The organism is Chondromyces apiculatus DSM 436, assembly GCF_000601485.1.
Classification (GTDB): Bacteria; Myxococcota_A; Polyangia; order Polyangiales; family Polyangiaceae; genus Chondromyces; species Chondromyces apiculatus.
On sequence record NZ_ASRX01000013.1, the window covers coordinates 1 to 26,545 of the forward strand.

General features: G+C 70.0%; 19 protein-coding genes and 1 pseudogene. 6 read left to right on the forward strand and 14 right to left on the reverse strand.

Annotated elements, in window-relative coordinates:
* Positions 1–258, reverse strand: a 258-nt coding sequence (tssD, locus tag CAP_RS09010; protein ID WP_044238634.1) for a type VI secretion system tube protein TssD, incomplete at its 3' end; no start/stop codon positions are given.
* Between the two features lie 824 nt (positions 259–1,082).
* On the opposite strand from tssD, the gene CAP_RS50075 reads away from it, so the two are divergent.
* The 3 genes from CAP_RS50075 to CAP_RS09020 all read left to right on the forward strand — a co-directional run bounded on the left by CAP_RS50075 (position 1,083) and on the right by CAP_RS09020 (position 3,033).
* Complete coding sequence (locus CAP_RS50075; RefSeq protein ID WP_156040630.1) at positions 1,083–1,238, forward strand: hypothetical protein; 156 nt, start codon at positions 1,083–1,085, stop codon at positions 1,236–1,238.
* A gap of 101 nt (positions 1,239–1,339) precedes the next feature.
* Positions 1,340–2,332 carry an SDR family oxidoreductase gene (locus tag CAP_RS09015; RefSeq protein WP_044238637.1) on the forward strand — a complete coding sequence of 331 codons (993 nt, stop codon included), beginning with the start codon at positions 1,340–1,342 and terminating at the stop codon, positions 2,330–2,332.
* Between the two features lie 293 nt (positions 2,333–2,625).
* Positions 2,626–3,033 (forward strand): Uma2 family endonuclease, encoded by a 408-nt coding sequence (locus CAP_RS09020; protein ID WP_052374560.1) that lies wholly within the window; start codon positions 2,626–2,628, stop codon positions 3,031–3,033.
* A gap of 34 nt (positions 3,034–3,067) precedes the next feature.
* Here the strand turns inward: CAP_RS09020 and CAP_RS09025 are convergent, their stop codons facing one another.
* The 5 genes from CAP_RS09025 to CAP_RS09045 form a co-directional block, all read right to left on the reverse strand.
* Positions 3,068–4,600: a hypothetical protein gene (locus CAP_RS09025; RefSeq protein ID WP_044238639.1), complete on the reverse strand. Its 1,533-nt coding sequence runs from the start codon at positions 4,598–4,600 to the stop codon at positions 3,068–3,070.
* A gap of 321 nt (positions 4,601–4,921) precedes the next feature.
* A complete protein-coding gene (locus CAP_RS09030; RefSeq protein WP_156040631.1) occupies positions 4,922–5,767 on the reverse strand; it encodes a hypothetical protein in 846 nt (281 codons plus the stop codon).
* 112 nt (positions 5,768–5,879) lie between these two features.
* Positions 5,880–6,773 carry an SOUL family heme-binding protein gene (locus CAP_RS09035; protein WP_197041090.1) on the reverse strand — a complete coding sequence of 298 codons (894 nt, stop codon included), beginning with the start codon at positions 6,771–6,773 and terminating at the stop codon, positions 5,880–5,882.
* Positions 6,774–6,803: 30 nt separating this feature from the next.
* Positions 6,804–8,006 carry an STAS domain-containing protein gene (locus CAP_RS44055; RefSeq protein ID WP_052374562.1) on the reverse strand — a complete coding sequence of 401 codons (1,203 nt, stop codon included), beginning with the start codon at positions 8,004–8,006 and terminating at the stop codon, positions 6,804–6,806.
* Positions 8,007–8,109: 103 nt separating this feature from the next.
* Positions 8,110–8,718, reverse strand: a complete 609-nt coding sequence (locus CAP_RS09045) for a nuclear transport factor 2 family protein (RefSeq protein WP_081864701.1) — start codon at positions 8,716–8,718, stop codon at positions 8,110–8,112.
* A 788-nt stretch (positions 8,719–9,506) separates the two neighbouring features.
* On the opposite strand from CAP_RS09045, the gene CAP_RS09050 reads away from it, so the two are divergent.
* A complete protein-coding gene (locus tag CAP_RS09050) occupies positions 9,507–10,817 on the forward strand; it encodes a patatin-like phospholipase family protein (RefSeq protein WP_063748660.1) in 1,311 nt (436 codons plus the stop codon).
* Between the two features lie 116 nt (positions 10,818–10,933).
* Here the strand turns inward: CAP_RS09050 and CAP_RS09055 are convergent, their stop codons facing one another.
* The 8 genes and pseudogenes from CAP_RS09055 to CAP_RS47770 all read right to left on the reverse strand — a co-directional run bounded on the left by CAP_RS09055 (position 10,934) and on the right by CAP_RS47770 (position 22,495).
* On the reverse strand, positions 10,934–12,157 hold the full coding sequence (locus CAP_RS09055; protein ID WP_156040633.1) for a hypothetical protein: 1,224 nt from the start codon (positions 12,155–12,157) through the stop codon (positions 10,934–10,936).
* Positions 12,133–13,404, reverse strand: coding sequence for a hypothetical protein (locus tag CAP_RS09060; protein ID WP_044238648.1), 1,272 nt, complete (start codon positions 13,402–13,404; stop codon positions 12,133–12,135). Before CAP_RS09060 ends, CAP_RS09055 begins: the two co-directional genes overlap by 25 nt.
* Before the next feature lie 76 nt (positions 13,405–13,480).
* On the reverse strand, positions 13,481–15,664 hold the full coding sequence (locus CAP_RS09065; RefSeq protein WP_044238650.1) for a bifunctional alpha,alpha-trehalose-phosphate synthase (UDP-forming)/trehalose-phosphatase: 2,184 nt from the start codon (positions 15,662–15,664) through the stop codon (positions 13,481–13,483).
* On the reverse strand, positions 15,661–16,050 hold the full coding sequence (locus CAP_RS55675) for a DbpA RNA binding domain-containing protein (protein ID WP_081864724.1): 390 nt from the start codon (positions 16,048–16,050) through the stop codon (positions 15,661–15,663). Before CAP_RS55675 ends, CAP_RS09065 begins: the two co-directional genes overlap by 4 nt.
* 357 nt (positions 16,051–16,407) lie before the next feature.
* Positions 16,408–17,954: pseudogene (locus CAP_RS44060) on the reverse strand (DEAD/DEAH box helicase); the annotation flags it as partial.
* Positions 17,955–18,323: 369 nt separating this feature from the next.
* Complete coding sequence (locus CAP_RS09075) at positions 18,324–20,150, reverse strand: Hint domain-containing protein (protein ID WP_044238653.1); 1,827 nt, start codon at positions 20,148–20,150, stop codon at positions 18,324–18,326.
* A 666-nt stretch (positions 20,151–20,816) separates the two neighbouring features.
* Positions 20,817–21,269: a PA2169 family four-helix-bundle protein gene (locus CAP_RS09080; protein ID WP_044238657.1), complete on the reverse strand. Its 453-nt coding sequence runs from the start codon at positions 21,267–21,269 to the stop codon at positions 20,817–20,819.
* Between the two features lie 584 nt (positions 21,270–21,853).
* Positions 21,854–22,495, reverse strand: coding sequence for a carboxylesterase family protein (locus tag CAP_RS47770; protein ID WP_081864703.1), 642 nt, complete (start codon positions 22,493–22,495; stop codon positions 21,854–21,856).
* Between the two features lie 238 nt (positions 22,496–22,733).
* Here CAP_RS47770 and CAP_RS09090 point away from each other — a divergent pair, with 238 nt between their 5' ends.
* Both CAP_RS09090 and CAP_RS54905 read left to right on the forward strand, forming a co-directional pair.
* The gene (locus CAP_RS09090; protein ID WP_044238659.1) at positions 22,734–23,384 is read left to right on the forward strand and encodes a cytochrome c3 family protein; all 651 of its coding nucleotides are present in this window, start codon (positions 22,734–22,736) and stop codon (positions 23,382–23,384) included.
* A 197-nt stretch (positions 23,385–23,581) separates the two neighbouring features.
* On the forward strand, positions 23,582–26,545 hold the full coding sequence (locus tag CAP_RS54905; RefSeq protein WP_269324149.1) for a 4Fe-4S dicluster domain-containing protein: 2,964 nt from the start codon (positions 23,582–23,584) through the stop codon (positions 26,543–26,545).

Below are 26,545 nucleotides of genomic sequence, written 5' to 3' on the forward strand. Positions count from 1 at the left end.
GCTCATGTCCACGATGTTCTCGTTGTTGGTGAGAACGTTGTAGAGAAGCGGCGACGACTTATCGAGCTCCTTCGTGATCACGAAGGGCTTGTGCATGCGCTTGCCGGTGGGGAGACCGCTGGCCGCATCGCGGGGGCTGATGATCTCGTGGCTGACCGCGATCACCATGATCGAGTCCTCACGGCCCTTCTGGATGACCGAGCCCTTGATGTCGCCCTGGGTCTGACCCTTCAACCGGAGATATGCTGCGAGTGCCATGTCAGTGTGCCTTTTCCTTACTACGGTTCTTCGCCTGGACTCAGTCTACGCCCCATTGCGCGCTGGCAGATGAATCGCCGATTCGGGATCGGGTGGTGCAGCAGCTCATCGCTGCTGGCTTCTGGATGTCTCCAGGAAGCGACGACATACATCTCGCACTTTCGCCCAACCGTCAATGCATTTCCTTGCCCCGTTTGCCTTCGCCATGCTGACAATCGGCGGTCGATCCAGAGGGTTTGAAATGGTCCATCCGTGACCTCCTCCGGTGACGCGGCTGCCGCAGCGCGCCACCCCTCTGGCCCCCTGACATCCCCCATCGACCCCTCGCGTCGCCAGGAGAGGAGCCCGGAATGCTCCCCCTGTCTTTCCTTCACCAGGAAAGGTCATCCGGACCGTTCCGACCTGTCATCCTTCCACGAAGAATGTCGCCTGGACGTTCTTCACGACTGGATCCGAGGGCGACCCGCAGGCGCTGGAGAGAGCATGAGGCGTGCCAGGGTCCAAGGTCCGACCCCTCATGCGGGGGTGGCGTTCGTTCCCCGCTTGGCGGCGTTTGCTGACGCGCACCGTGTCGTCCCTGACAGGAGCCTGGAAGCGATCGGCCCATTCGCTCTACTTGATGTCAGCAGGGTTCTCTCAAGATCAGCGCACCAATGGGCGTCGCACCTGCGCACAATGAGGTGGTGCCGCCGTGAATCACTCCAGCAGTCTGTGGTCAATCTGTTCCGCTCACGTCATTGAGTGAGGTGCTGACTCGTGCCGCTCGGCCCTGGCTCCCTCGTCGGAGGCAAGGTCGCCTTGAGGGCGCCCCGACGCGCGGCGGGATGGGCGAGGTATGGGTGGCGCGGCATGCTCAGCTCCTCTCCGCCATTGCGGTCAAGGTGATGGATCCGGCGCACGCGGGTTCGCTCCTGCCTTGCGCCTCCCGCCAGACCTGGCAGGTCGCGTACATCTTCATTCCCCTGCTCGTGTGGACGTGACCGGTTGCTCCTGTCCAGTGCGCAACCTGCGCCCTGCGCAGGCTGGCGTGTGCTTTGCCTGTCACAGGCCGCCAGGTTCATCGCCTGCACGTGGAGCGCTCATGCAAGAGAAGACGTCAGACAGGGTCGTGGTGATCACCGGCGCCTCGAGTGGCATCGGCCGCGCGGCTGCGCAGCTCTTCGCTGCCACCGGGGCTTCCGTGGTGCTGGCGGCGCGCGGCCGGGAGAAGCTCGAAGAGGTGGCCGACGAGGTCCGGCGGGCCGGCGGCGTGCCGCTGGTCGTGCCCACGGACGTGCGCAGCGAGGACGAGGTGAAGGCGCTGGCGAGGAGCGCCCTCAAGCAGTTCGGCCGCATCGATGTGTGGGTGAACAATGCGGCGGTGTCGCTGTTCGCGCGGACCGAGGACGCTCCGTACGAGGCCTACAAGCAGGTCATCGAGACCAACCTCTTCGGCTGCATTCACGGCGCCAGGGCCGTGATCCCCTGCTTCCGCGGCCAGGGGTACGGCGTGCTGATCAACGTCGGCTCGGTGGCGGGGATCTACGGGCAGGCCTACACGAGCGCGTACTGCGTGACCAAGTTCGGGATCCGCGGCCTGGGCGAGAGCCTGCGGCAGGAGCTGCTCGACACGCCGGACATCCACGTGTGCACGCTGATGCCCGCCACCATCGATACGCCCATCTTCCAGCACGCCGCCAACTACACGGGGCGCGCGGTCCAGCCGATGCCGCCCGTGATCGACACCTACCGGGTGGCTCACGCGATGGTGAGCCTCGCGGAGAGGCCGCGGCGCGAGCTGATCATCGGGTGGGCCGCGAAGCTCCTGGCGGTGCAGCACAAGTTCGCGCCCGGGATGACGGAGCGGCAGATCGCCAGGATGGTGGAGGACAAGCACCTGCAGGAGCGGCCCGCGCCGCTGTCTCCGGGGAACCTGTTCCAGTCGATGCCCGAGCTGAGCGGGGTGAGCGGCGGGTGGAAGCACGATGGCACCCAGGGTCGCAGGAAGCGGCTGCCCGCGGCGATGGCGGTGGCGGTGCCGACCGCCGCGGCGGTCGCGGCGATGGCAGCGGTGGTGCTGTTCCTGCGCCGGTAGGCCGGCGCGGGGTGTCGTTACCGCGATCGCGGAAGCGGGTTCGAGGCGTTACGAGATGGCCGACGTACTCGTTTGTGGAACCACCTTGTTGCTCGTTCGTGTGATCACGGCACAGAGCGACCTGCTCTGCACCGGAGCTGCAGGCTAAACTCTCCCCCATGGAGCACGGCAGTTCCCCGCAGGCCAACAGACCTGTCCGCAGGCCCTGGGCTTTCGTCGTCCGCGATCCTGCGCCGCAGGACGTCGCTGCTCGGATCGACTGGTCAGCGTGGTATCTGACGGATGAAGAGGACATGGGAGACAGCGGCGAGCACGCCGAGATCATCACCATCCTGCTCTCTGTACTGAGCGAACTCGCGGCGATGCGGGGCTGGACCGAGGTGCTCTTGTCCCGCGACAACTTCTTCGCCTGGATCCAGGAAGAGCCGCTGGTCCGCGTCTCGCCCGACGTGTACCTCCTCGACGATCCGCCGCCCCGCCCCAGGCCCAAGATGTGGCAGACCTGGTTGCCTGGCCACAGGCCGCCTCGCTGGGCGGTGGAGATCGTCTCCGACGACTGGCGCAACGACTACGAGGAAGCCCCGCAGACCGCCGAGGACAGGGTGCGCGTGGAGGCGGCGGCCCGGCACGAGGCCGAGGACCGGATCCGCGCGCTCGAAGCCGAGCTGTCGCGGCTGCGCGAGAAGCGCTCAGGATCGTAGGGACCCAGCGGCGCCTGATGGCAGGGTACGCCGTCTAGAAATGGCCAATGGGGGAGGTGTAGGCGCTGGGCCTGCCGGTCAGCAGACGGCGGACCTCGCAGGCACGACGCCAGGGCTCGTTGTAGGCGAACTGCAGTCCCGTCGTGAGGTCCGGGTCGTCCAGGAGGAGCTCCTCGTCGGGCATGTCGCCAGAAGACGAGGCGATGGAGGCCGCCAGGAAGGGGGACAGGCCGGACTGCATCGTCGCCTTGCGGGGAGCGATGTGGAAATGGCTGGTGGCGGAAGTCTCCTGGTGGTGACAGCCATTGCACGTGGACAGTGAGAACCCGTGGCGCGCCAGGCCCGAGATGGCCGTCGGATCCGGGTTGCTCCAGAGCAGGGGGCCAGCGCCCGTCGGCGCCTGGGAAGCGGCGCCCCGCAAGTAGGCGGAGAGGGAGTGGGAGGCGGTCTCGATCTGGGCCTGGTCGTCGATGAGGTAGGTGCTCAGGGACGCGGTGCCAGCGAGGGTGTTCGGAGGCGTCTGCGCGGTGGTGGAGGTGACGAGCTGGCAGCCGCTCAGGATGCCCGGGGGGCACTGGAGGCGGTGCTCGCGCATCTCCCAGACCTTGTCGCCGGGGGCGGCGCTGATGTCGAAGGACACCTCGTTCGTGCGCACCTGGCCCGAGAAGCTCCCCCGGTTCGGGCGCCAGGGGTCGGTGCCGGCGCGGAGGATGCCGTCGGTGCGGGCCTGCAGCGCGTCGCTGAAGACCGTGGAGTGCGGTGCCGCATGGGGGATGCTCGACGCGGGCAGCGGTATGGTGCTCAGGCCATGCAGGTAATACGCCCAGGTATGGCCCGGCAGGATCTGGGGCAGGTGGTATTCGAGGACCACGGTCGCGTCGAGGACACCCTGCCTGTCGTCCGGGGCGGCGCTCTGGAGCTGGTCGAGGTTGAGGGCGCCGAACACCACCCTGAATTCACCAGACGCGTGGGCCGCTGCATTGCCGTGCGAGGCGCTGCCAGAGAGATCGACCCGGTTGACGAATGCGAGGAGACGGAAGGGCGCTTTCCTCAGGTCGAGCGCGCAGGCGCCGGGGCCCAGCAGGGGAGCGCCCGGCATGCACCCCGAGGCTTGCAGCCACGGGTCGATGAGCACCGCGCGAATGCCGGAGCGCCTGGCGACGAGGTGACCATTGATGGTCTGATCGGTCTCCCAGGTGCTGAGCCAGCGCGCCATGAACTGCTTCGCCACCGGGTCGTCGGGGCTGGTCACGCCCGCCATGAGGGTCATCATGTGGCCGAAGGTCCAGACGCCGCGGCGCTCGGGGAGGCAGCCCGCACCGGTCCAGGTGGTGCGGCAGGGGTCATCGACGACGCTGCGGTGCCGGATCACCAGCTCTTTCTCGAAGGCGATCGGCTCGGTGGGCTCCGGGAAAGGACAGGCGGTGACCACCGCGCCCGAGGCTTCGGACACGCGCTCCACGTCGGTCTGCGTGGCGGTGGCCCCAGTGGCCCCGGCGTCGACACAGCCGCCCAGGGCCAGGGTGGAGAGCGACACACCCCACCGGATGATTCGATTCAGGTTCATGCATTCCCCCCGGTTCCGATCGGTGGGCGGACCTCGCGTGCACGCGTGACCTCGGCCCGCCCTGGTCTGCCATTGCAGACCCCAGGGCGACGCACGAATGCATCCGCGTCACGCCGGATTCGCCAGGAGCGACCGGAATTACAGTGCACTGGAATGATCTCCCGGAGTGGCCGTGTCAAATGGTCTCGCGGCGGGACATTGCGCTCTGGAGGGTGCCGTCGCACATCGCGCCGTCGGGAGTGCGCCTTCGCCGCCGCGCCCGTGGTCGGGCCCTGACCGGGACGTCGCGGGCACCGACCCGAACGTCAGGAAGGCGAGGCCTCAGGGCGTCGCAGCGGCGTCGACCACGACGTCTCTGACGGGGCGGTAGGTCTTCTTGTCGTGGAGGAGCCAGAGGTCGGCCTTGCCCGGGCGAGGGACGCGGAGCACCCAGTGATCGGTCAGCGCGCCCGGCGCGATGGCGGCCGGCAGGAGCCCGGGGGTCTTCACGAGCGCCGCGAGCGCCGCGCTGCTGGGGTCGACGTCGTGGCCTGCGCTGCGGGCGTGGGCGAGGCACGCCGCGAGGACCACCCGGTCGCTCAGGGCCTCGTTGAAGCGGGGGATGTCGCCGGAGGGGATGACCGCGAACGTGGCCAGGTACGACGTCCGGTCGATGGTCTGGTTCGGCCTCTCCGGGTACGGGTCGAGCGAGACGAGCACGGCCACGCGGTCGCCCTGGAGCGGCGCGACGTTGTTCTTGCCCGCGGGTTGCGCGTTACGGCCGCCGAAGATCCGGAGCTCGCGCGGGCTCCCCTCGGGGGCTCCGGGGCTGGTGAAGCTCACGCGGAGGGTGGCCTCGCCAGACCAGGCACAGTCGACGCTCGACGGACAGCGTCCATCGGAGAGGACGCCGAGGAGGGCGATGGTCACGACGTCATCGATGGTCGCCGACTGTCCGATGGCGACCTTGACGGTGGGCCCCGGGATCAGCACCTCGGGCAGGAGAGGTCCGCGGACCGGCGACGGCGCAGACGACGCCGTGGGCACCGTGGGCGCCGCGACGACACCGGAGGACGCCGGCCGCGTCGCCGGCAGGGGGAGGGTGCCGTGCGGAGCCTCGCGAGGGGCGCTCCGGTCACACGACGACGCGAGCAGGAGGATGGTGACGAGCTGGAGAGGCCAGGCCAAGGGGGCGCGCATCAGGTGCATGTCAGGCGCATGGTAGAGGCTCGGGAGCGCGCCGCGACAGCCGCCGTGAGACGGCGTGGGCGTGGGCGTGGGTGGGCGTGTCGAGGACGCGTCAGTCGATCTCCACCCACACTTCCAGACGGCGGAGGATGGGGATGGTCGAAGGGCCATCATAGCCGGCGAAGGTGGGCTCGCCCCGGGCCGTGAGACCGGCGCGCTCCACCAGGTCGAGGAGCTTGCGCTGGTGCAGCGCGACGTTGGTGCCCTCGTACCTCCCGGTGAAGCGGAGCACGGCGACGCGGCGCGGGGGGACGTCCCGGAAGCGGACGCGGTGGTCGCGGGGGACCGGGAGGGAGCCCGAGGAGCGCGCCTCGGGCATGATGAAGGCGACGTTGAGGCCCGCGGCGCCGTCGGTGGTGGAGCCTTCCGTGGAGGCGATGGCCGTGGTCTCGGCGACGGCGGCGGTGGCGATGACGGGAGAGGTCATCGCGATGTGCTCACCGGCGCTGTTGCTGCCGAAGATGAAGGCCCCGAGGCGCCGGAACCCCTCGTCGAGGGCCCGCCTCCAGAAGACCCCTTCGACGAGGGTCACCGCCTGCACAGTGGCCGGGTAGGTGCGGATCTCGAGCGCGCCGATGCGCCCCTTGACGGTGTGCGCAGGCTGCTCGACGAAGAGCCGGCCGAGCTGCCAGCGCACGAGCCCGACCCCCACGGCCGTGCCGAGCGCGGTGAGGGCGATGGCGCGCTGGTGAGGGCGCGGAAGCCGGGTCGCCGCCACGATGGCTGCCGCTGCGGAGACGCCCGCGAGGACCGGGACAGCCACGCGCAGGGTACGGGCGCGACGCGACTGGGACAGGATGGGGGGGTCGCCGAACTCCGCGGACACCGGAAGGATGGTGGCCGAGGTGGCCAGGTCGGACGGATCGGAGGCGAGGGGATTCTGCATGATCTGCCTGGACAGGCAGGTGCCGTGCCGGGCAGGGGCGCTCACTCGCTGCTCAGCCACCGCTGAGCCATCGGCTCAGCTACCGCTGAGCTACCGCTCGGCCACCCCTCGGCCAAGCGCTGAGGCGCTGCGGGGGCGTTGCTCGCGCATGCAGAGCTTGATGGCCTCGCGCAGGTTGCTGAGGGTGCGCACGTCGGAGAAGCCGGCGTGGAGGGCCGTCAGGGTCTGGGCAACGGCGGGCCGGATGCCCGTCACCAGGCCCTTGGCGCCGAGGAGCTGGATGGCGCGAAGGATGCGGACCAGGTGATCGGCCGTCGCCTCATCGAGGATCTCCACGCCCGTCAGGTCGAGGATGGCATAGCGCGCCCTCCCCTCGACCACGGCGTCGAGCACGCGCGAGGTGATCTCGGCGGCCCGCGCCCGATCGACGGTGCCCACGATGGGCAGCGCCAGGACGCCATCCCACACGTTGATGACCGGCGCCGACATGGCGTGGATCGCGGACCGCTGCTCGGCGATGATCGACAGCTTCTCGGCGAGATCGAGCTCGCGGCGCTTCATGTCGTCGATGTCCTGGAAGGCGCCGATGACCCGGACCACCTCCCCGTCCTCGATGATCGGAGAGCCAGCCGTGCGCACCCAGACCCGGCGGCCCTTGGCCGTGACGATCTGCAGCTCCATGTCGTACGGCTTGCCCTCGGTCGCACATGCCTTGAAGGCGGCGTTGATGATCGGGATGTCCTCTGGGGCGTAGAAGTTGATGCCGCCTTCCACGCTGGGCTCGACGCCGGGCGGGAGGTCGTGGATCCGGAAGGTCTCCTCGGTCCAGATATGGTCCCAGGTGCGGCAGTCGACTTCCCAGCCTCCGACCCGCGCCACGGCCTGCATCTTCTGGAGCATGACCTGCTGCCGCCGCCCCTCCTCCACGGAGCGCTGCGGTCCGTCTTCGTGCCCGGCGCCATAGACGTGCGGGTCGCCCTCGACGCGGCGGAGACCGAAGATGAGCTTGCGGTAGCTCATGTCGCGCTGGAGGAATCGCCCGTCGAGGCGCAGCAGGGGCCGCGTCGCCCCCTCCGGCGAGAAGAACGTACGGAGTGGCTCGACGTCCTCCGGGTGCAGCAGGGTGGCGAGCGGCTCGCCGATCAGCACATCGCCCGGATAGCCGAGCACATCCCGGAACGACTGATTGACTGCAATCAGGTGTCCCCTCTCGTCGAGAACGCAGAGCAGATCCGAAGACGTCTGAAAGAAGTAGTCGTAATGGATCTGTCGCTCGTTGGAGACGGATGACATCAGCCTCGTACAGATGCCTGCCACTCCAACTACTGTCAAGAGATCCCTGAGCGTGGCACGGGCTCACCTCACCCCGGCCCCCCGAGGTGAGCCTTGCGCAGAATCAGGGTGATTCGACGCGGTAGTAGGTGATCAGGCGCAAGGTCCGCCGCGAGATCTTCCAGCCCTGCGACGTGCGGACCACGGTGTCCTCGTAGGTGCCGTTGGCGATGTCGACGGCGCTCTCCGGTTCGATGACGTGCGTCGCGTGGAGGTAGGTCGACATCTTCGCGGTGTTGGAGTTGATGAACTTGATCTGGATGTTGCTGATCAGGTGCTGGGTGCGCCCATAGCCGCCGCTGTCGAATGCATCCTCCACGATGTGGACCCAGTCGCCCGCATTGTCGACCAGGCTGGGGGAGCCCTCGGGGTCACCGGGGTTGTACACGTCGATGATCGCGTTGTGCAGGAAGCACTTCTCGTACAGCGAATCGGCGAGCTGGCTGTTGCCCGCAGCCACCGCGTCGGTGGCCTGGGCATAGCACTTGGTGAGCGCCTCGATCTCCGCCTCGTCCACGAGGCGCTGGAGGGTGCTGTTCGGAACGCCACCCGAGGGCGTGCCGGACGCGGGAATGGCGGCCACGACGCCGCTCACCGCCAGTGACGCCACGCAGAGCGCTGCAGCGACACGACGCATGTTCTTCCGGGCAATGGGCTGGTTGTTATTTTCCATGACAGATCTCTCCTGTGATACCCGCCGGGGTCCTCGGGGGATGAAGCACTACGGGGTCTGTTGTTCGCATGCCTGGTCAACCATCCATTCGTCGTCGCCAGTGCTGGCGAACGAATGTTGAATCTGGGGCACGCAACTTTGTTTTCTCACGGACACGCGAGAATGTCTAGACGTTAATGCCAATGCAGAGAAGAATCGTCCGGCGTCATCGACAATACCAAGGTGCAATGACCACCCAGTGAGAGGAAGTGGGTCACGGTGCTGCTTCGCGCGACGCGACGGGCGACGGGCGACGGGCGACGGGCGACGGGCGACGGGCGACGGGCGCACGCGCGAACGACGCACGGCGCGACCGCGGAGCGCATGCGGCGAGAGACATCTGATTCAGGGTATGCGGTACTTCTACGCGTTTATCGCCGCTCCCTGAGCCGGGCGTCCGACGTGCTGCGACACGATGCAGCGCGGAGCCGTCCCTCGGGAGCGCGGGCTCCGGCCGGCCCCTCAGGTGTGCCGCACGGTACGGATGGGCTGGAGGAATGGCCGGGCAGCGAGGTGCAGGACTGGAATCTTCAGGGTACGATTCCTACTCTGGACGCTCGTCCACTATTGCTCGGGCTGCTTCCGAGCCCCGACTGGCACCCACCTGACAATGGATGGTCCCTGATGGTGAAGGATGTCTCCTCTATCATGATCGCGGCAGCGTTCCCCTGGTCTCGCCGCGACGCGTCGCAACCGCTCCATGCCGCTCCGGCTGCTGCAAAGAGGCGGCGGTAGCCATGCCGGGACCCATGAGGCAGGGCAGGACGGCCCTGGTGCTCGCCGGGGGAGCGGCGCGCGGGGCTTACGAGGCTGGGGTGGTGCAGCACCTCGTGGAGGAGGTGGCGCGCGATCTCGACCACGTGGTGCGGTTCGATGTGCTGTGCGGCACGTCGGTGGGAGCGCTCAATGCGTGCGGGCTCGCGGCTTTCGCCGATCTCGGCCAGGGAGGCGCCCGCCGCCTGATCGAGGTGTGGACCAGGCTACAGGTGTCGGAGCTGGTGCGACCTGATGCGCGCGGGATCCTGGAAATGGGGACGCGGCTCCTCGGCCGGCCCTCGACGACGCGGGTGCCCGCGCGGGAAGGAGGGCTCATCGATCCAGAGGGCCTGGAGCGGCTCGTGGCCCACAGCATCCCTTTCGCCAGGATCGAGGACAACCTGCGCGCCGGCTATGTGGATGCCCTCACCGTCTCCACCACCCACGTCGCCAGCGGGCGCACGGTGGTCTACGTGGACACGCACGAGGGTGAGATCCCCTCCTGGGGCAACGATCCGACCACCATTGCCCGGGCCGCCAGGATCGGGGCCCAGCACGCGCTGGCCTCGGCGGCCATTCCCATCCTGTTCCGCGCGGTGAAGCTCGATGGCGATTACCACTGCGATGGAGGACTCCGTCAGAACGTACCCCTGTCACCGGCGCGGCGGCTGGGGGCGTCCCACGTGCTGGTGGTCAATCCCCGTCACCTGGAGACCACGCCCCTCGACGACGGGGCCGCGGAGGACATCTTTCCCGGACCGCTGTTCCTCCTCGGCAAGACGCTCAATGCGCTCCTGCTCGACCGGATCGATACGGACCTCGCGCGCCTTTCCAGCATCAACCGGATCCTGGAGGCAGGGACGCGGGTCGCGGGCCCCGGCTTCGTCGAGGCGCTGAACCGGGAGATGGGCTTCCCCGAGGGGGTGGGCCTCCGGACCATGAAGGCCATGCTGGTGCGCGCCTCGGACGACATCGGCCAGCTCGCCGTGAACTTCGTGCGGTCCCCGGCCTTCTCCAGGGCGTCGGGGATGGGCGTGAAGCTCCTCCGGCGGCTCGCCGAGCGCGACTCACGCAGCGAGGCCGACCTGCTCTCCTACCTGCTGTTCGACGGTGGCTTCGCCGGTCAGCTCATCGAGATGGGCCGCGCCGACGCCAGGGCGCGCCACGAGGAGCTTTGCCGCTTCTTCGCGGAGGCAGCGCGGAGCGCGCTGGAGCAGGAGGCCCTGAGGCGCGACGCCGAGGTGGTGAGGAGCGCGGTGCCCCGGGAACCCGGCGGGGACCTAGAGCCCCTCGCCGCCGGATGACCGGGGAGTCCCTCATCGCCGGGTGACCGGGGACCCCCTCATTGCCCCCTGACGGCCGCCCCTCCCGACCCCCCGACGCGGCGCGGCGCCCGCCGCTACCAGCGCGGCGCCCGCCGCTACCAGATCCGGTGTCCCACGGCGAGCAGGGCGCGGGTGTGGTCGAGCCAGGCACGCACGGGCGCCGACATCGCGTCCCCGCGGATCTCGCCGTCCTTGCCGAGGTGGACGAGGATCCGGGTGGCGCGCAGGCGGTTGTACTCGTCGAGGGCCGGGTTCTCCACCATCTGCAGGAGCGATGCGGTGATGGACGGGCTGCGCCCGGCCTCCTGGATGGCGCGGGCGAGACGCCCGGCATCCACCTCGTTTCCCGAGGGCACGCCCTCGAAGCGCACCACGAGCCCCCGGAAGAAGCGGTCGAGGTCGATCCCGGTGTCGCGCAGCATCCCTGCCCCGGTGTCGACCGGCGCCTCGCCGTAGCTCGATCCCGTGGTCCTGTCGAAGCCGGTCCCCATGGTCCGGACGTGGAGTTGCAGGAAGCACCCCAGCTTGCCGAGGCCGTGGCACAGCTCCGCGTAGTCGTGCTGCACCTGGTCCGGCCTCTCGTCCATGGAGCAGCCCCGCGTCCACGGGAGGTGGTTGCGGTAGATCCGCAGCGCTGCCTCGTGGTCGCCCCTGGTGAGGGCGGGGGCGAGCGCGATCTCCTGGATCTCCCAGTGTCCCCCGCGCGCGTCGGCGGCGTACACGGGCAGCTCGGAGCGCAGGAACGTCGTCGCATAGGCCCAGTCCGCGAGGGCGACCGGCTCGGGGGCCTTCACGGGAGTCACGTAGGATGGCGTGAGCCACACCAGCTCCCCGGCGTCGGAGAAGGTGAGTCGCCTGGAGGAGCCCTCGTCGAGATCGCCACCCTCCAGCCGCCATCCCGCGTGCACGTAGGGAGACACGAGCCTCGCGGCCTCGGCGGCCGGCGGCGTCGCCACCTCCAGCACGAAGGTGCCGTCGTCGTTGCGGCGCACGGAGAGGTCCAGGCCCTCGTACCGATGCCCCCCCGGCGCTTCGAGCAGCCCGCGCACGAGGCGGATGGGTCTTCCGTACCGGGCCGCCGTGTCGGCGACGTCCTGGAACGTGCTGGCCTCGGGCCAATCCCAGCGCGTGGGGCCGGAGGGCAGCACCGCCTCGGGCCCGAGGAGCGCGCGCGCCGCGACGCCAGGGTCGGGTGCCGCCAGGGCGCGCGTGAGGCTCCCCGCCAGGACCGCAGCAGCCACCACCCCCACCGCAGCACCCAGGGCCCAGCGGTGCCGCCCTGGACTTCCAGCGTTCATCGCCCCTGGTGATCGAGCCATGTCCGCGCCACCCTCGGCAGAGCATCCTGGCGAAGCGCGCCGTGCTTGTCGAGGAGCGCGAGCACCTGGATGGCGCGCAGGCGGTTGTAGTCGTCGAGATGCGGGTTCTCTGCCATCTGCGTCAGCGACGCGGTGAGGGTGACTGCCCGCCCCGACTCCTTGATGGATCGCGCCAGCCGGCGGACGCCGAGGTCCCCCACCGCGGGCACACCCTCGAAGCGCACCACGAGGCCCCGGAAGAAGCGGTCGACGTCGATCCCGGCATCGAGGAGCAGCTCCGCCCCCGTGTCGGCCGCGGCCTCTCCGTAGTTCGAGTAGGCCACGCGCGCGAAGTTGTTGCCCATGATCCGCAGGTGGAGCTGGAGGAAGCACCCCAGCTTGCCGAGCCCATGGCACAGCTCCGCGTAATCACGGGCCACCTCCGCCGGCCTCTCATCCATGGAGCAGCGGCCCACGGGCTCGTGGTTCCTGTAGATCTCCAGCGCTGTCTCGTGATCGCCGCTCTTGAGGGCACTGGCGAGCCGGAACTCCACCTCGTCCCAGTCGTCCCGGTGGATCTCCTCGCTGTACACCGGAGGCTCGGCGAGGAGCAGGGTGGCCACGTACGCCCAGTCCGCGAGCGCTGCCGGCTCGGGCGCGCTCGCCGCGGAGATGGACACCGGCTCGAAGTCCAGCGTGGCTCCCCGGCGGCCGAACGTGAGCTTCCCCGAGGGGCGCGCCTCGACGTCCCCTTCATGGAGCCGCCACCCCTCGCTCATGCCGTAGTCCAGGAGCTGCGAGGCCTCCTGGTTCATGGGAACCACAGGCCAGAAGGCGAAGACGCCGTCCTCGTCCCGGGTGAAGGCGAGATCGACCCCCTCGAACCGCACCCCGGTGTACCCCTTGAGCGCGCCGTGGAAGAGGCGGATGGGCCGTGCGTCCCTGGCCGCCATCTCGGCGACGTCCGCGAAGGTGCTCGCCGCGGGCCAGCTCCAGCGCGAGGCCCGCGTGGGCACCACCGTCTCCGGCTGCAGGAGGGTCTTCACCTGTGCGGCAGGGTCGGGCCGCGCCGGCGCGCACTCTAGGGCCCCCGTGGCGGCGGCGAGGACCACGCACCCCACGGCAGCGCGCCCCGCCCAGCGGCGCCTCCGTGGCGGAGCACCGGCCGCCCAGGCCTTGTCGAGGACCTCCACCGCGCGGACGGGGACCTCGGGCGGGAGATCCAGGTGGGTGGCACCCGTCCCGCCTTGCTCGTCGACGTTCTCCATGGGCTCCCTCCTGCAGGCAGGAGGTTGAGTCACCAGAGGCCGGCGAGAGTTCCCGAAAAAGGATGAGGGTGCCGACTCAGGCGAGGAGGCGGTGGAGTAGGCGCCGGACAGCCTTCTGATCGGCGATGCGGTGCGGGGCGCGGCTGTCGCTCGGGCCCACGTGAACGGCCGTGCCGTGGGGAGGCAGGGCCGCGAAGAGGTCCTCGTCGGTCTGGTCGTCGCCGATCGCGAGGGCGGCCTCTCCCTCGTCACCGGAGAGGGCTGGCTGGACGATGGATCCCTTGTTCACCCCCTGGACCCGGATCTCCACCACCTTGTGCCCCTGGAGGATCTCCACGGGCTGGTTGCTGAGCAGGGCCCCGAGGTGCAGCCGCAGCTCCTTCGCCTGGACGGCGCCGAAGCCAGGGTCTGCCATGCGGTAGTGCCAGGCGAGGGACGACGCCTTGTCCTCGACGAGCGAGCCCGGGGTGCGGCTCGCGAACAGCTCGAAGATGGGCCGGACGTGCTCCCGCCACGCAGTGGGCGGGTCGATGCGCCTCTGCCAGTCCTCTCCAGGCGCGGAGCGCGACCAGAGGCCGTGCTCGCCATGGAGGGCGATGGGCAGGTCGCCGAAGAAGCGCTCCAGGTCCTTCTGCGAGCGCCCGCTGACCACGTGCACCCGCGTCCGGGGCCGCTCGGAGAGCGCGCGCAGGAGGGTGAGCAGCTCGGCATCGGGCACTGCCTTCTCCGGGGTGGGCGCGAAGGGCACGAGGGTGCCATCGTAGTCGAGGAAGAGGACGAGGGAGGGCGCGGCCCGGAGCGAGGTGACCAGGGCCTCGATCTCCTCCGCCGGGGACTGGCCGCCGACGGGCTCGCGCTGGGTCGCTGCGTCGTCGAGGGCGCGGAGGAAGTGCGCGACCCACTGGTGGACGTCGTGGGCGTGCACGCGGCGGCGCAGGGCGCTCATCCGGGCCTTGCGGTCCTCGGGAGAGAGCGCGAGCGCGGTGGCCATCGCCTCCGCCGTCGCGTCGATGTCGTAGGGGTTGACGCGGAGCGACTCGCCGAGCTCCGAGGCGGCCCCGGCCAGCTCGCTCAGCACCAGCACGCCGTCGTCGTCGACGCGGGAGGCGATGAACTCCTTGGCCACCAGGTTCAGGCCGTCGCGCACCGGCGTGACCAGCATCACGTCCGCGGCGCGGTAGAGGGTGATGAGCTGCGCCTCGGGGATGGAGCGGTAGAGATACCGGATGGGCGTCCAGGTGATGGTTCCGTACTGACCGTTGATGCGGCCCACCAGCTCGTCGACCTGCTGCTTCAGGGCCACGTACGCGTCCACCGAGGTGCGCGAAGGCACGGCGACCTGCACGAACTCCACCTTGCCCCGCAGCTCCGGCTCCTTCTCCAGGAGGCGCTCGAAGGCGAGGAAGCGCCGGGGGATGCCCTTCGTGTAGTCCATGCGGTCCACGCCGAGCAGGATGCGGAGCGGCGCGATGCGCTCCCGGATCGCGGCCGACGCGGCAATGATCTCCGGCGAGGAGGAGACCGAGGAGAAGCGGGCCGCGTCGATCCCCATGGGGAAAACGCCGAGGCGCAGGTTGCGGCCCGCGTACCGGACGCGATCCACCTCGGCTTCCACGCCGAGGAGGCGCATCAGGGAGCGGGTGAACAGGTCGAGGTACGCGAAGGTGTGAAACCCGATCAGGTCGGCCCCGAGCAGGCCGGTGAGGATCTCCTGGCGCCGCGGCAGGACCCGGAAGGTCTCCGAGGAGGGGAAAGGGATGTGCAGGAAGAAGCCGATGGTCGCCGAGGGCAGGCGCTCGCGCAGCATGCCGGGGACGAGCATGAGCTGATAGTCCTGCACCCAGATGGTGTCGCCGGGGCGGTAGTGCGCGACGGTGAGATCGGCGAAGCGCTGATTGACGCTCCGATACACCTCCCAGTCCCTGGATTCGAGGGGAATGCGATCCACGAGGGAATGGAACAGCGGCCAGAGGAGGCCGTTGGAGTATCCCTCGTAGAATCGGCTCGCCTCTTCCTGGTCGAGGTAGAGGGGGACCGTGCGCAGCTCGGCGAGCTTCTCGTCGAGGGACGCGCGCTGCGCATCGTCGAGGTTCCCGACGTCGCCCGGCCAGCCGATCCAGAGCCCACCCGATTGCTCGTGGGGGCCTTTGAGGCCGGTGGCGAGGCCCCCGGCGCTGGGGGAGACGGTGAACTCTCCCCCGTCACTGGAGACGGTGACGGGGAGACGGTTCGAGACGATGAGCAGGCGCGACGTGGTCACCGCTTGGGCCTCCTGGGCGGAGCCATGCCGGTGCCGGGAGGCCCCTCTCGATGGCCGTCGCGGTCGCGACGGACCTGAACCTTGCGGCCCTTGAGGCGCGTCGCGCTCAGGGCACCGATGATGTTGTCGGCGGAGCCTTCGGGCACCTCCACCACGGAGAAGTGATCGGAGATCTCGATGTTGCCAATCACGCTCGAATTCAGCGAGGCCTCGTTGGCAATGGCGCCGACCAGGTCCGACGGGCGGATGCCCGCGCTGCGCCCGGCGCTGATGAAGAGGCGGGCGACGCCTCCCTGATCCTTGCGCCCCGGGCCGCGTCCTTCGGCGCCAGGCGGTCCATGGCGCGGGGCACCGCGCGCCGGGCCACGGCCCTCCCCCTCCTCGATGAGGTCCTGCCACCGGGGCGGGCGTCCCTCACGCTCGGGAGGGGCTTGCCAGCCGCCCTGGTCACGCGACGGGCCGCGTCCTTCGCCTCCACCAGGCCCGCCCTGCCAGCCGCCCTGGTCACGCGACGGGCCGCGCCCTTCGCGCTCGGGAGGGGCTTGCCAGCCGCCCTGGTCACGCGACGGGCCGCGTCCTTCGCCTCCACCAGGCCCGCCTTGCCAGCCGCCCTGGTCACGCGACGGGCCGCGCCCTTCGCCTCCACCAGGTCCGCCTTGCCAGCCGCCCTGGTCACGCGACGGGCCACGACCCTCGCCGCCAGGTCCGCCCTGCCAGCCGCCAGGGCCGCGGTTCGGCCCGCGGCCCTCGCCCTGGGGGCGGCCTTGCCAGCCTCCAGGGCCGCGACCCTCGTTGCCCGGACGCTCCCAGCGCCCCGGTGCGCGGCCCTGGAACCGGCCCTCGTTGCCGCGGAAGCGGGAGGGCCCTCCCCAGGCGCCGTAACGGTCCTGCTGCGGCGGCGGGTTGGGGATGTCCTGCTCCTCGGCCTCGTCGCGATCGCCGGAGGCGGCCTGGTGGACGAGCTTCGCCGCGGCGGCGGCGACGTCCATGATGTCGAACTCCTCGGCGAGGGCCGAGACCACGCTGCGGAAGGCCTCGGCGCCGCCCTCGGTGAGGACCTCGCGGATGGACTCGCGGGTCACGTCGAGGCGCCGGGCGCGCAGGTCGGCGACGGTGGGCAGCGAGGCGATCTCGATGCGCTGGCCGGTGAGGCGCTCGATGTTGCGGAGCAGCCGGTGCTCGCGCGGCTCGGCCAGGGTCACCGCGGCGCCCTCGCGGCCAGCGCGGCCGGTGCGGCCGATGCGGTGCACGTACACCTCGGCGGCAGGGGGGACGTCGTAGTTGACCACGTGCGAGAGGTGGTCGATGTCGAGGCCGCGGGCCGCGACGTCGGTGGCCACGAGCAGCTCGGCCTGGCCCGAGCGGAAGCGGGACATCACCCGGTCGCGCTGCTCCTGGGAGAGGCCGCCGTGGAGGGCCTGGGCGTCGTAGCCGCGGGCGTGGAGGGCCTCGGTCAGCTCGTTCACCTCGTTCCGGGTGCGGCAGAAGATCAGGGCGGAGGCCGGGCTCTCCATGTCGAGGACGCGGGTCAGCGCCGCGGGCTTGTGGGCGCGGCCCACCACGTAGGCGGTCTGGCGAACTCGGGGCAGCTCGCCGGGGGCCGTCTTTTCGACGGCGATCTTGATGTGCACCGGGTCGCGCAGGTGCTTGCCGGCGATGGCGGCGATGCGCGGGGGGAGCGTGGCCGAGAAGAGCACCGTCTGGCGCTCGGCGGGCGTGGCCGAGAGGATGGCTTCGAGGTCGTCGGCGAAGCCCATGTCGAGCATCTCGTCGGCCTCGTCGAGGACCACGGTGCGCATGCCATCGAGGGCCAGGGTGCCGCGTCCGACGTGGTCGAGGGCGCGGCCCGGAGTGGCGACGATGACGTGGACGCCGCGGCGCAGCGCCCGGAGCTGGAGCGAGAAGGACTGGCCGCCGTAGATGGGCAGCACCTGGACGCCGAGGGGCCTGCCGTAGCGGTGCACCGCCTGGGCGACCTGCATGGCCAGCTCGCGGGTGGGGACGAGGATCAGGGCGGTGGGCTTCACCGGACCGCCCGGCTCCATCTCCAGGCGGTTCAGGAGGGGGAGCGCGAACGCCGCGGTCTTGCCGGTGCCCGTGGCGGCCTGGCCGACCAGGTCGCGGCCGGTGAGCAGGGGTGGGATCGCTTCGCGCTGGATGGGCGTGGGCTCCTCGTAGCCCAGCTCGGCGAGGGTGGTGAGCAGGATGGGCTGGAGGCCGAGGTTGGTGAAGCGGGAGGCGGAAGCGGACGGGGGAGGACTGGATTCGGTCGCCATGGTTCTTCGGAGAGAAGCGCGGCGCCGCGAGGCGCCTCGGGGCACGCCGGCGCGTTCTCGACGGCGGCGCGCGAGGCCACCCGGGCCAGGAGCGGCACGGCAGGGGCCTCGTTCGGCGGGACCCTACCACGGCCCGCACGCCCTGAGGCCGTCGCGATCCCCATCTTCCCCGGCCGGGACGGACCGTCAGCCATTCCGGCGTGCAAATGCGTGATTTCGAGGGGAGCGGGAGAGCGGTGCCCGCCGCGCTGGGACCTGGAGCGGGGGCGCTGACAAAAAAAACCGAGCCACCGGCTCATGGCGCACCGGCGGCTCGGGGAGATTCGGGGCTGTCACGCGGTGCCGCGGTGCCTGAAGGAGGCACCGCGTGCGTCACCTCGGGGTCAGCGGGCCCCGCGCGCCTCGCGGCGCTTCTCGATGCCGGGGAGGCCGGCGCGGACCCACTGCGGGACGCTCTCGGCGCGCTTGGCGAGGGCTGCCTCGTCGGAGCGCAGCTTGACGAGCGTCTGCATCTGCGAGTCGCCGACGAGCACGCCGTTCGCGTACATCGTGGTCTCCTCCGCGCTCATCGCCGCCCGCTCCTCCGGCGTGCCGAGGACCAGGTTGTAGACGGCGCCCTCGTAGTCTTCCTTCTCGACGTGGGCCACCACCGCGACGCCATCGGCCGTCTGAATGCGGTCACCGATCATCAGGTCCTCCGCCTTGATGATCCGGGCGTCGACCGTGGGCACCGGGTGGGTGTTGGTCATGCTGACCGCGTTGCCGAAGCTGTCGACCACGCGGACCAGCGGGTGCCGCTCGCTGCCCTGCACCACGTCCACCACCGTCAGCATCCGGCCCTTCTCGTCGGCGAGGACCTTCTGGCCGGGCACGATCTTCTCGATGTCGAGCTTGTTGCCGTCGGCCATGGTGATGTCCGTACCGGGCGGCATGCAGCCCCACCAGATCGAGATGTGGTCCGCGTTCTTCTGCGACGAGAACCCGAACGTCGGCCCCTGCACCCCGGTCACCGAGTCGACCGTGGTCACCTCGACGTGCAGGTCTACGTACTGGCGGTGATCGACGCAGTGGTCCGGCCAGTTGGCGTTGCCGAGCGCCGGGGCGAAGGCGTCGATCACCAGGCCCTTGCGCACCGCGGTGAACGCCTGGAGCCGGATCTGGGGGGCGCCCGTGAGGTCCGCCTTGCAGAAGCCGCCGGCGGGCGTGGTGTCGCCGGGGGAGCTCAGGGTGAGCCACGCGCTCGCCTTGTCGACCTTGAGCGAGTTGGCGGCGGCCGGCGTCGAGCTGCCCTTCATGGGCATGTAGAGCTTGTCGTCGTTGTACGTGCCGGCCGGGTAGATCGGGAACGCCGGGTTGTCGTTGCGGTCGCAGATCGCGTTGCCCGAGCAGGCGCCCCAGGGGCGGTGCTTGTAATCGCAGGCGGGGTCCTCCGTCTCGCGCTCCAGGCAGAGCCGGATCTCGTTGTCCACGTTCTGATCGTAGGGCGCGCCCATGTTGATGCTCACCGGCACCGGCGCCTCGGCGGCCGCGTTCACGAGCAGCGCGCTCATATGGTAGTACGCCTCGTCCACGCCGTTCTTGGTGGCGAACACGAAGCTGTCCGCGTACACGCCCTGATCGACCGGGGGGTTCGCCGTGTCGAGCTCGACGTCCGCCACGCCATCGGGCTCGTCGACGCCCGTCGACTCCTTGTAGTCGAACGCCAGCACGTTGAGGTTGGCGTCGAACTGGTAGCTGTCCTGGTAGACGTACTCGAGACCGTTGATGCAGCCCGCGCGGCCCTGGGTCTTGAGGTGCTGGTCGTCGACCTCCTGGGCGAAGACGAAGGTGTCGCAGGACTCGGGCGCCGCGCCTGCCGCATCGAGGGCGCGCGCCTCCAGGCTCGACCCGCTCACGCCCGCCTTCATCGCGATGGCCTTCTCCCGGGCGACCATGATCCGATCGACGATCTCGGGGGCCGTCTTCGCGGTGATGCCCGCGCGGCGCATGCGGTTCTCCATGAAGCGGAACTGCTTGTCGTCGGCGAGATCGAGCTTGAGCGAGGTCCGCTTCTCGGCCGTCTCGAAGCGCATCTTCATGTAGCTCGCGTCCTCGCGGACCACCTCGGGAGAGGGCATCTCCTCGGCATCCTCGGTCGAGATGGTGCAGGCAGAGGCCAGGATGGAGAGAGAAACGAGGCCCAGGAGATTGCGGAAGGACAGCTTGCTCATGACACGCTCCTCGATGCTGGTGGCGGCGGTGGCGAGAGTCGGCGTAGACGGCTCCGCGGCGTTCCTCCGGGGCGCGCTGGTTTCAGCAGCGCTCTTCCCGGCCTTGCCGCGCCGTGACCAACCCTTAAGCAGGGCGCGTGCCACGCCCTGGATCGCAAGAATCCCCGCGAAAACGAGGGGTCGTCGCGTTGTGCAACCGCTGGCTGAGCGACTTGTTCAATTTCTGGACGACAGGTTGTTCAACCGGCGAGCTTGGGTTGTTCAACCGGCGGGCGGGGCGTTGTTCAACCGGCCGCGGCGTTGTTCAACCAGGCTCGACCACCTCGTCCACGAGGCTCCACAGCCTCCTCCACGAGGCTCCACAGCCTCTCCTCCACGAGGCTCCACCACGTCTTGCACGAGGCTCCGCGACCTCCTCCACGTGGCCGCCGACTCTCCTCCACGTGGCCACCGAGTCTCCTCCACAAAGCGCCAGAGCCTCTTCCAGGAGGCTCCAGAACCTCGTCACGACGGCAAGGTTCCTCACAGGGTGGCACGCATCCCCCCGGAATCGGTGGGCAGAGCCTGTAGCTGGGTGTGGATGCTGGGATTGTCGACATCACCGTGGTGACGTGACAGCGGAGGGCGTGACTGGGTGAACAGAGGGCGCGTACGCCCCTACCCTGCTCAGGTGCTGGCGGCCTTGTGCTGGTCGCGCAGGGCCTTCACCTGGTCGTGGCCCTTCTGGACCGACTGGGCGGCTTGCTGGATGACGGTCTGCATCTCGGCCGGCAGCGACTTCTCCATGGCCTTCTTGAACGCGGCCTTGGCGAAGTCCTCGCCGCGCTCGCACTCGTTGAGGATGGCGGTGTCGTCGCGGCCGGTCACGGCGGACTTGAGGTTGATCCATCCCCGGTGGACCGCGCCGGCGGTGCTGCCGGACTTCTCCGGCTCGCCGCCGAGGGAGGCGACGACGCTCTGGAGCTGCCTGGCGCTCGCCGCGCGCTCCTGGGCCAGCGTGGTGAACACCGACTTCAGCGAGGCGTCCTTGGTGTCCTCGGCGGCGACGGTGAAGCCCTTCTCGCCGTCCTTGAGGGTCTCGACGAGGTCATTGAGGGTCGAAATGATTTCCTGGCTCATGGATGTCTCTCTGCGCTGAGCGCGATGGCGTGAATCGCGGCGAGGGACGCGGCGTGCGCGCTCGAAACCGCCCCTCCCCGTGGCACCGTTCTTCACGGTGCCGTGACAGCGAGGGTCGGCCTGAGCGAATGGCATGCCAGGGACGGGGCTACCCAGGATTGGCTGCAACTTCAGGACTCCGGGCGGCGAAGAGCGGCGAAGAAGTGTCAGCACCGTCAGCGCGGACGGCACGGCGCACGGGGAACCGCGCACGGGAGGTACATTCCGGAGAGCGCTGTCGGGGGCGGATCGCGCGGTGGCGCGGGGAGGCGCCTTCGGGGAGGTGCCTTGGTGGCGGTGGTTCAGGGGAGGTTCATCCAGAAGTCGAGCTGGTGCACGCTGGCGTAGGGCTCGGGGTGGACGGTGTCTTCGCCAGCGGCGAGGTGAGGAGGTCGGGGTAGCTGGCGTCGGTGACGGGCATGCCAGCGAGGTCGTGGAAGAGGGCGACGAAGAGGCGGGCTTCGTCCTGGGTGGCGCCGGAGATGACAGGGACGCGGGTGAAGCGGCCCTCCAGGAGGGCGGTCCGGGGGTCCTCGGGCAGGATGTCATTGCCGAAAACCCAGCGGGTGAAGATGGAGGAAACGGGCAGCAGATCCTGGGCGGGCAGGGCGCGCAGGCAGTCGAGCGCCGTGGCCGGGTCGGGGCACCCGAGCTGAGCGGCCACGGAGGCGCCGAGGGCGTCGCCTTCGTCGGGTGAGACGCATGGCGGGGATCGGGGGGGAGCCGGGCATGAAGGTGCCCGCGGGGTAATCGATGAAGGCGAGGCCGCTCTGGATGGCGGCGCGGTGGAAGAGGTCCCCGGCAGGAGGGGAGGTGAGCTGGGCGGTGACGTGGAGGGCGCCGGCCGACTGGCCGAAGAGGGTGACGTTGGCGGGGTCGCCACCGAATGCGGCGATGTTGCGCTGGACCCAGCGGAGCGCTGCCTGCTGGTCCTGGAGGCCGAAGGTGCCAGAGCCGTCCAGGCCGGGATGGGAGAAGGTGCCGAAGATGCCGAGGCGGTAATTGACGGTGACGACGATGAGGTCTTCGTCGGTGGCGAGCCGGCGGGCGCCGAAGAAGTGGGCCGCGCCGTTGGCGCCGCCGCCGCCGTGGAGCCACACCAGCACTGGCTTGAGCGGCGGAGCGTCGCTGGGACATGGCGTCCATCCTGACAAGGAGGCGGCGCTCAGGCACGCGCGCTTGGACATGCGCGCTCAGGCACGCGAGGGAGCCTCGAAGGTTGCACGTACAAGGATTCCTGTCGGGCGCTGCCTGCTGCGAAGAGACCGGAATTCATTCAGTGATGGTTTCGCGGCGCCGGCCCGGAGATGCGCGCCTTGAGGCAGAATGCCCCGGAACGATCTGCCCTTCACGGGCATCGACCCGTAGGGACATCGAGCAGCGAGCGAGGACGCCTGATGCATCCTGCTCGCTCGGGCTTCCTGCATGGCGTTCCTGTTTCCACCCTGGAGCAACACCGCGGTCCGCGTTGCCCTGGCCTCCCTGCTGCTCGGTGGGGCGTCGGCGGTCGCGGCGCCCATGATCTACATCAGGTCGGACTGGAGCTCGGGGGAGAGCGAGGCGCAGGTGCAACCCGTGCAATTCGACCACCGGCACCATTACCAGGACGACGCCATGGATTGCCGCTACTGCCACAACACGGTGGAGGAGAGCGCGACGGCGGGGATGCCGTCGGTGGGCAAGTGCATGGGGTGCCATGGCCAGATCTGGAACGATAGTCCGCAGCTCGCGCCGGTGCGGGAGAGCTACTTCTCGGGGCGGCCGATCCGGTGGCGACGGGTGCACAACGTGCCGGATTTCGTGTACTTCAACCACGCCATTCACGTGAACAAGGGGGTCGGCTGTGTCACCTGCCACGGGCGGGTGGATCAGATGGCCTCGGTGAGGCAATCGGCGCCGCTGACGATGCAATGGTGCCTCGATTGCCACCGCGCGCCCGAGCCACACCTCCGGCCTCTCTCGGCCATCACGGACATGACCTGGTCGCCCGGAGGGGGTGGGGACGAGGTGGGGCGAGGCGTCGCGGAAGCGCTGAACGTCCAGCATCTCATGCACTGCACCACCTGCCACCGCTGAGGGACGAGGAGATGGGCGAGGACGAGCGCAAGACATGGCGGCGAGCACCAGGTGCGCCAGGTGGACCAAGTGCGCCAGGTGGACCAGGTGCGCCAGGTGGACCAGGTGGACCAGGAGAGGACGCAGGCCTTGCGGAGGACGGCGGCGAGTTTCCGGAAGGTGCGGACGCGCCGCCCGGGGTGAGCCGGCGGGAGTGGATGAAGCTTCTCGGGGCGGGGCTCGCGCTCGCAGGGATCCCGGGGTGCAATGTGAGCAGGGTCGAGGGGATCCTGCCCTACATCGAGGAGCCGCGGGAGGTGACGGCGGGGGTGCCGCGCTTCTACGCGACGAGCCTGGAGCTCGACGGGTTCGCGACGGGGGTGCTGGTGCAGAGCGTTGCGGGACGGCCCACGAAGGTGGACGGGAACCCCGACCATCCGGCCAGCCTGGGGGCGAGCGGGGTGCTGGAGCAGGCCTCGGTGCTGGGGCTCTACGATCCGAGCCGGGCGCGGGGGATGCGGGAGGGGAAGGAGCCCACGAGCTGGGAGGCGGTGGTGAAGCGGTTCGGGGGGGCGCGGGCCGATCGGGGGGCAGGGCTGAGGTTCTTGCTGCTGCCGCAGAGTTCTCCGCTGGTGGGCGATCTGGTGGGTCGCATCGTGGCGCGGCATCCGGAGGCGCGTTTCACGTTCCACGCGCCGGCGCTGAGCGATGCGCCGTGGGAAGGGGCGGAGATGGCGTTCGGGAGGAGGCTCTCGCCGCAGCGTGATGTGGCGGCGGCGCGGGCGATCCTCTCGCTCGATGCGGACTTCCTGGCGGGGATGCCGTTCTCGCTGCGGTATGCGCGGCAGTTCGCGGAGCGGCGAAGGACGCCGAGCCCCGCGAGCGAGATGAACCGGCTCTACGTGGTGGAGACGGCGCTGAGCCCCACGGGGAGCATGGCGGACCACCGGTTCGCGCGACGCCCCGGAGAGGTGGCGCGCTTCGCGGCGGCGGTGGTGGCGGAGCTGGGGGTGCTGCGGGCGGCGGAGGGGGCGGCAGGCGCGGCGGAAGAGGTGGCAGGGGGCGTGGCAGGGAGCCTGGCAGGGGGCGTGGCAGGGAGCGTGCCGGAGGGGGTGCGGGCGGTGCTCATGCGGCTGCGGGCGGCGGAGGGGGCGGAACGAGGGCTGGCGCAGGCCATCGCGCGGGATCTGGCTGCGGGGCCGGGGGAAGGGCTGGTCATCGCGGGGGACCGGCAGAGGCCGGAGGTGCACGCGCTCGCGCACCTCGCCAATGCGTTGCTCGGGAGCCGCAAGGCGGCGTGGACCACGGAGTCGCCGCTGATCCAGGCACGGGCGGCGCAGCAGAGCCTCTCCGATCTGGTGGGTGATCTGCGCGCGGGGCGGGTGGAGACGCTGGTGGTGATCGAGGCGAACCCTTCCTATGCAGGGCCGCCGGAGCTGGGGCTGTCGGAGGCCATCCGGGCGGCGCGGGAGTCGATTTACCTGGGGCATCACGAGAACGAGACCGCTGCCGACTGTCGGTGGTTCGTGCCCATGGCCCATTCTCTGGAGTCGTGGGGGGATGCGCGGGCCTGGGATGGGACCTTGTCCACGGTGCAGCCGCTGCTGCAGCCGCTGTTCGGGGGGCGGACGGCGGGGGAGCTGCTGGCGGTGTTCGCAGGGGAGATGTACCCGGAGGCGCGCCGGCTGCTGGAGGATGCGGCCCGGCGGCGGTACCAGGGCGAGGGGTTCGGGCGGTGGTGGGCAGAGGTGCTGCGGCGGGGGACGGTGGCGGGGAGCGCGCTGCCGCGGGTGGAGGCGGAACTCGACGAGGTGGGGCTCGTCGAGGCGCTCACCAGGCTCGCGGTGCGGTTCGAGACGGTGCGCGCAGCGCGCGCGGCGCCGACGGCGTCAGGGGACAGCGCAGACGCCACGGTGGAGACGGTGACGGACGAGGTGGTCGAGGTGGCCTTCACGCCGTGCGCGCGGGTGCACGATGGGCGCTTCGCGAACAATGCGTGGTTGCAAGAGCTGCCGGACCCGGTGACGAAGCTGACCTGGGACAATGCGGCCCTGATCAGCCCGGCCATGGCGCGGCGGCTGGGGGTGGAGAACGAGCAGGTGGTGGAGCTGTCGCTCGGGGGGCGGAGCGTGCGCGCGCCGGTGCTGGTGTCGCCAGGGCACGCGGACGGTGCGGTGACGGTGCACCTGGGGTACGGGCGGCGGGGGGCGGAGGTGATCGCGGAGGGGGTGGGCTTCGATGCGTACCCGCTCCGGCAGGGGGAGGTGGCGGCGGCAGAGGGGATGGTGATCAGGCGGGTGGAGGGGGAGCGCCATGCGCTGGCGATCACCCAGGAGCACTGGTCGACGCACGGGCGGCCCATCGCGCTGAGCGCGACGCTGGAGGCGTATCGGAAGGAGCCGGCGTTCACGGCTTCCCAGAAAGGGAGGCTGCCGACGCTGCTGCCGGAGCCGCGGCGGGCGGGGGAGCAGTGGGCGATGACCATCGATACCAGCATCTGCACGGGGTGCAGTTCCTGCGTGGTGGCGTGCCAGGCGGAGAACAACGTGCACGTGGTGGGGAAGGAGCAGGTGCGGAAGAGCCGGGAGATGCACTGGCTGCGCATCGACACCTACTACAGCGGAGCGGTGGAGGCGCCGGAGGTCGTGCACCAGCCGATGCTCTGTCAGCACTGCGAGAAGGCGCCGTGCGAGTACGTGTGCCCGACGAATGCCACGGTGCACAGCCCGGATGGGCTGAACGAGATGGTCTACAACCGCTGCGTCGGGACGCGGTTCTGCTCGAACAACTGTCCGTACAAGGTGCGGCGGTTCAACTTCTTCGATTATCCGGAGCGCGGTCCGCTCAATGACGAGCTGGTGAGGCTGCAGCGCAACCCGGAGGTGACGGTGCGGGAGCGGGGGGTGATGGAGAAGTGCACGTACTGCGTGCAGCGGATCCGGAAGACGGGGATCCAGGCGCGGGTGGAGGGGCGGGACATCCAGCCAGGGGAGGTGGTGACGGCGTGTCAGCAGGCCTGCCCGACGGGGGCCATCCAGTTCGGGTCGCTCAGCCACACCGGGGAGAAGGTGGTGACCTGGCGGGAGGAGCCGCGGAGCTATGCGGTGCTGCACGAGCTGGGGACGCGGCCGCGGACGATGTACCTGGCGCGCATCCACAACCCCAACCCGGAGATCGGGTGA

What these genes read in the sequence shown, in the direction of transcription:
- CAP_RS50075 (WP_156040630.1), top strand. Translation starts at nt 1,083, where the DNA reads ATGGGCGAGGTATGGGTGGCGCGGCATGCTCAGCTCCTCTCCGCCATT.
- CAP_RS09015 (WP_044238637.1), top strand. Translation starts at nt 1,340, where the DNA reads ATGCAAGAGAAGACGTCAGACAGGGTCGTGGTGATCACCGGCGCCTCG.
- CAP_RS09020 (WP_052374560.1), top strand. Translation starts at nt 2,626, where the DNA reads ATGGGAGACAGCGGCGAGCACGCCGAGATCATCACCATCCTGCTCTCT.
- CAP_RS09025 (WP_044238639.1), bottom strand. Translation starts at nt 4,600, where the DNA reads ATGAACCTGAATCGAATCATCCGGTGGGGTGTGTCGCTCTCCACCCTG.
- CAP_RS44055 (WP_052374562.1), bottom strand. Translation starts at nt 8,006, where the DNA reads ATGTCATCCGTCTCCAACGAGCGACAGATCCATTACGACTACTTCTTT.
- CAP_RS09045 (WP_081864701.1), bottom strand. Translation starts at nt 8,718, where the DNA reads ATGGAAAATAACAACCAGCCCATTGCCCGGAAGAACATGCGTCGTGTC.
- CAP_RS09050 (WP_063748660.1), top strand. Translation starts at nt 9,507, where the DNA reads ATGAGGCAGGGCAGGACGGCCCTGGTGCTCGCCGGGGGAGCGGCGCGC.
- CAP_RS09055 (WP_156040633.1), bottom strand. Translation starts at nt 12,157, where the DNA reads ATGGCTCGATCACCAGGGGCGATGAACGCTGGAAGTCCAGGGCGGCAC.
- CAP_RS09060 (WP_044238648.1), bottom strand. Translation starts at nt 13,404, where the DNA reads ATGGAGAACGTCGACGAGCAAGGCGGGACGGGTGCCACCCACCTGGAT.
- CAP_RS09075 (WP_044238653.1), bottom strand. Translation starts at nt 20,150, where the DNA reads ATGAGCAAGCTGTCCTTCCGCAATCTCCTGGGCCTCGTTTCTCTCTCC.
- CAP_RS09080 (WP_044238657.1), bottom strand. Translation starts at nt 21,269, where the DNA reads ATGAGCCAGGAAATCATTTCGACCCTCAATGACCTCGTCGAGACCCTC.
- CAP_RS47770 (WP_081864703.1), bottom strand. Translation starts at nt 22,495, where the DNA reads ATGTCCAAGCGCGCGTGCCTGAGCGCCGCCTCCTTGTCAGGATGGACG.
- CAP_RS09090 (WP_044238659.1), top strand. Translation starts at nt 22,734, where the DNA reads ATGGCGTTCCTGTTTCCACCCTGGAGCAACACCGCGGTCCGCGTTGCC.
- CAP_RS54905 (WP_269324149.1), top strand. Translation starts at nt 23,582, where the DNA reads ATGAAGCTTCTCGGGGCGGGGCTCGCGCTCGCAGGGATCCCGGGGTGC.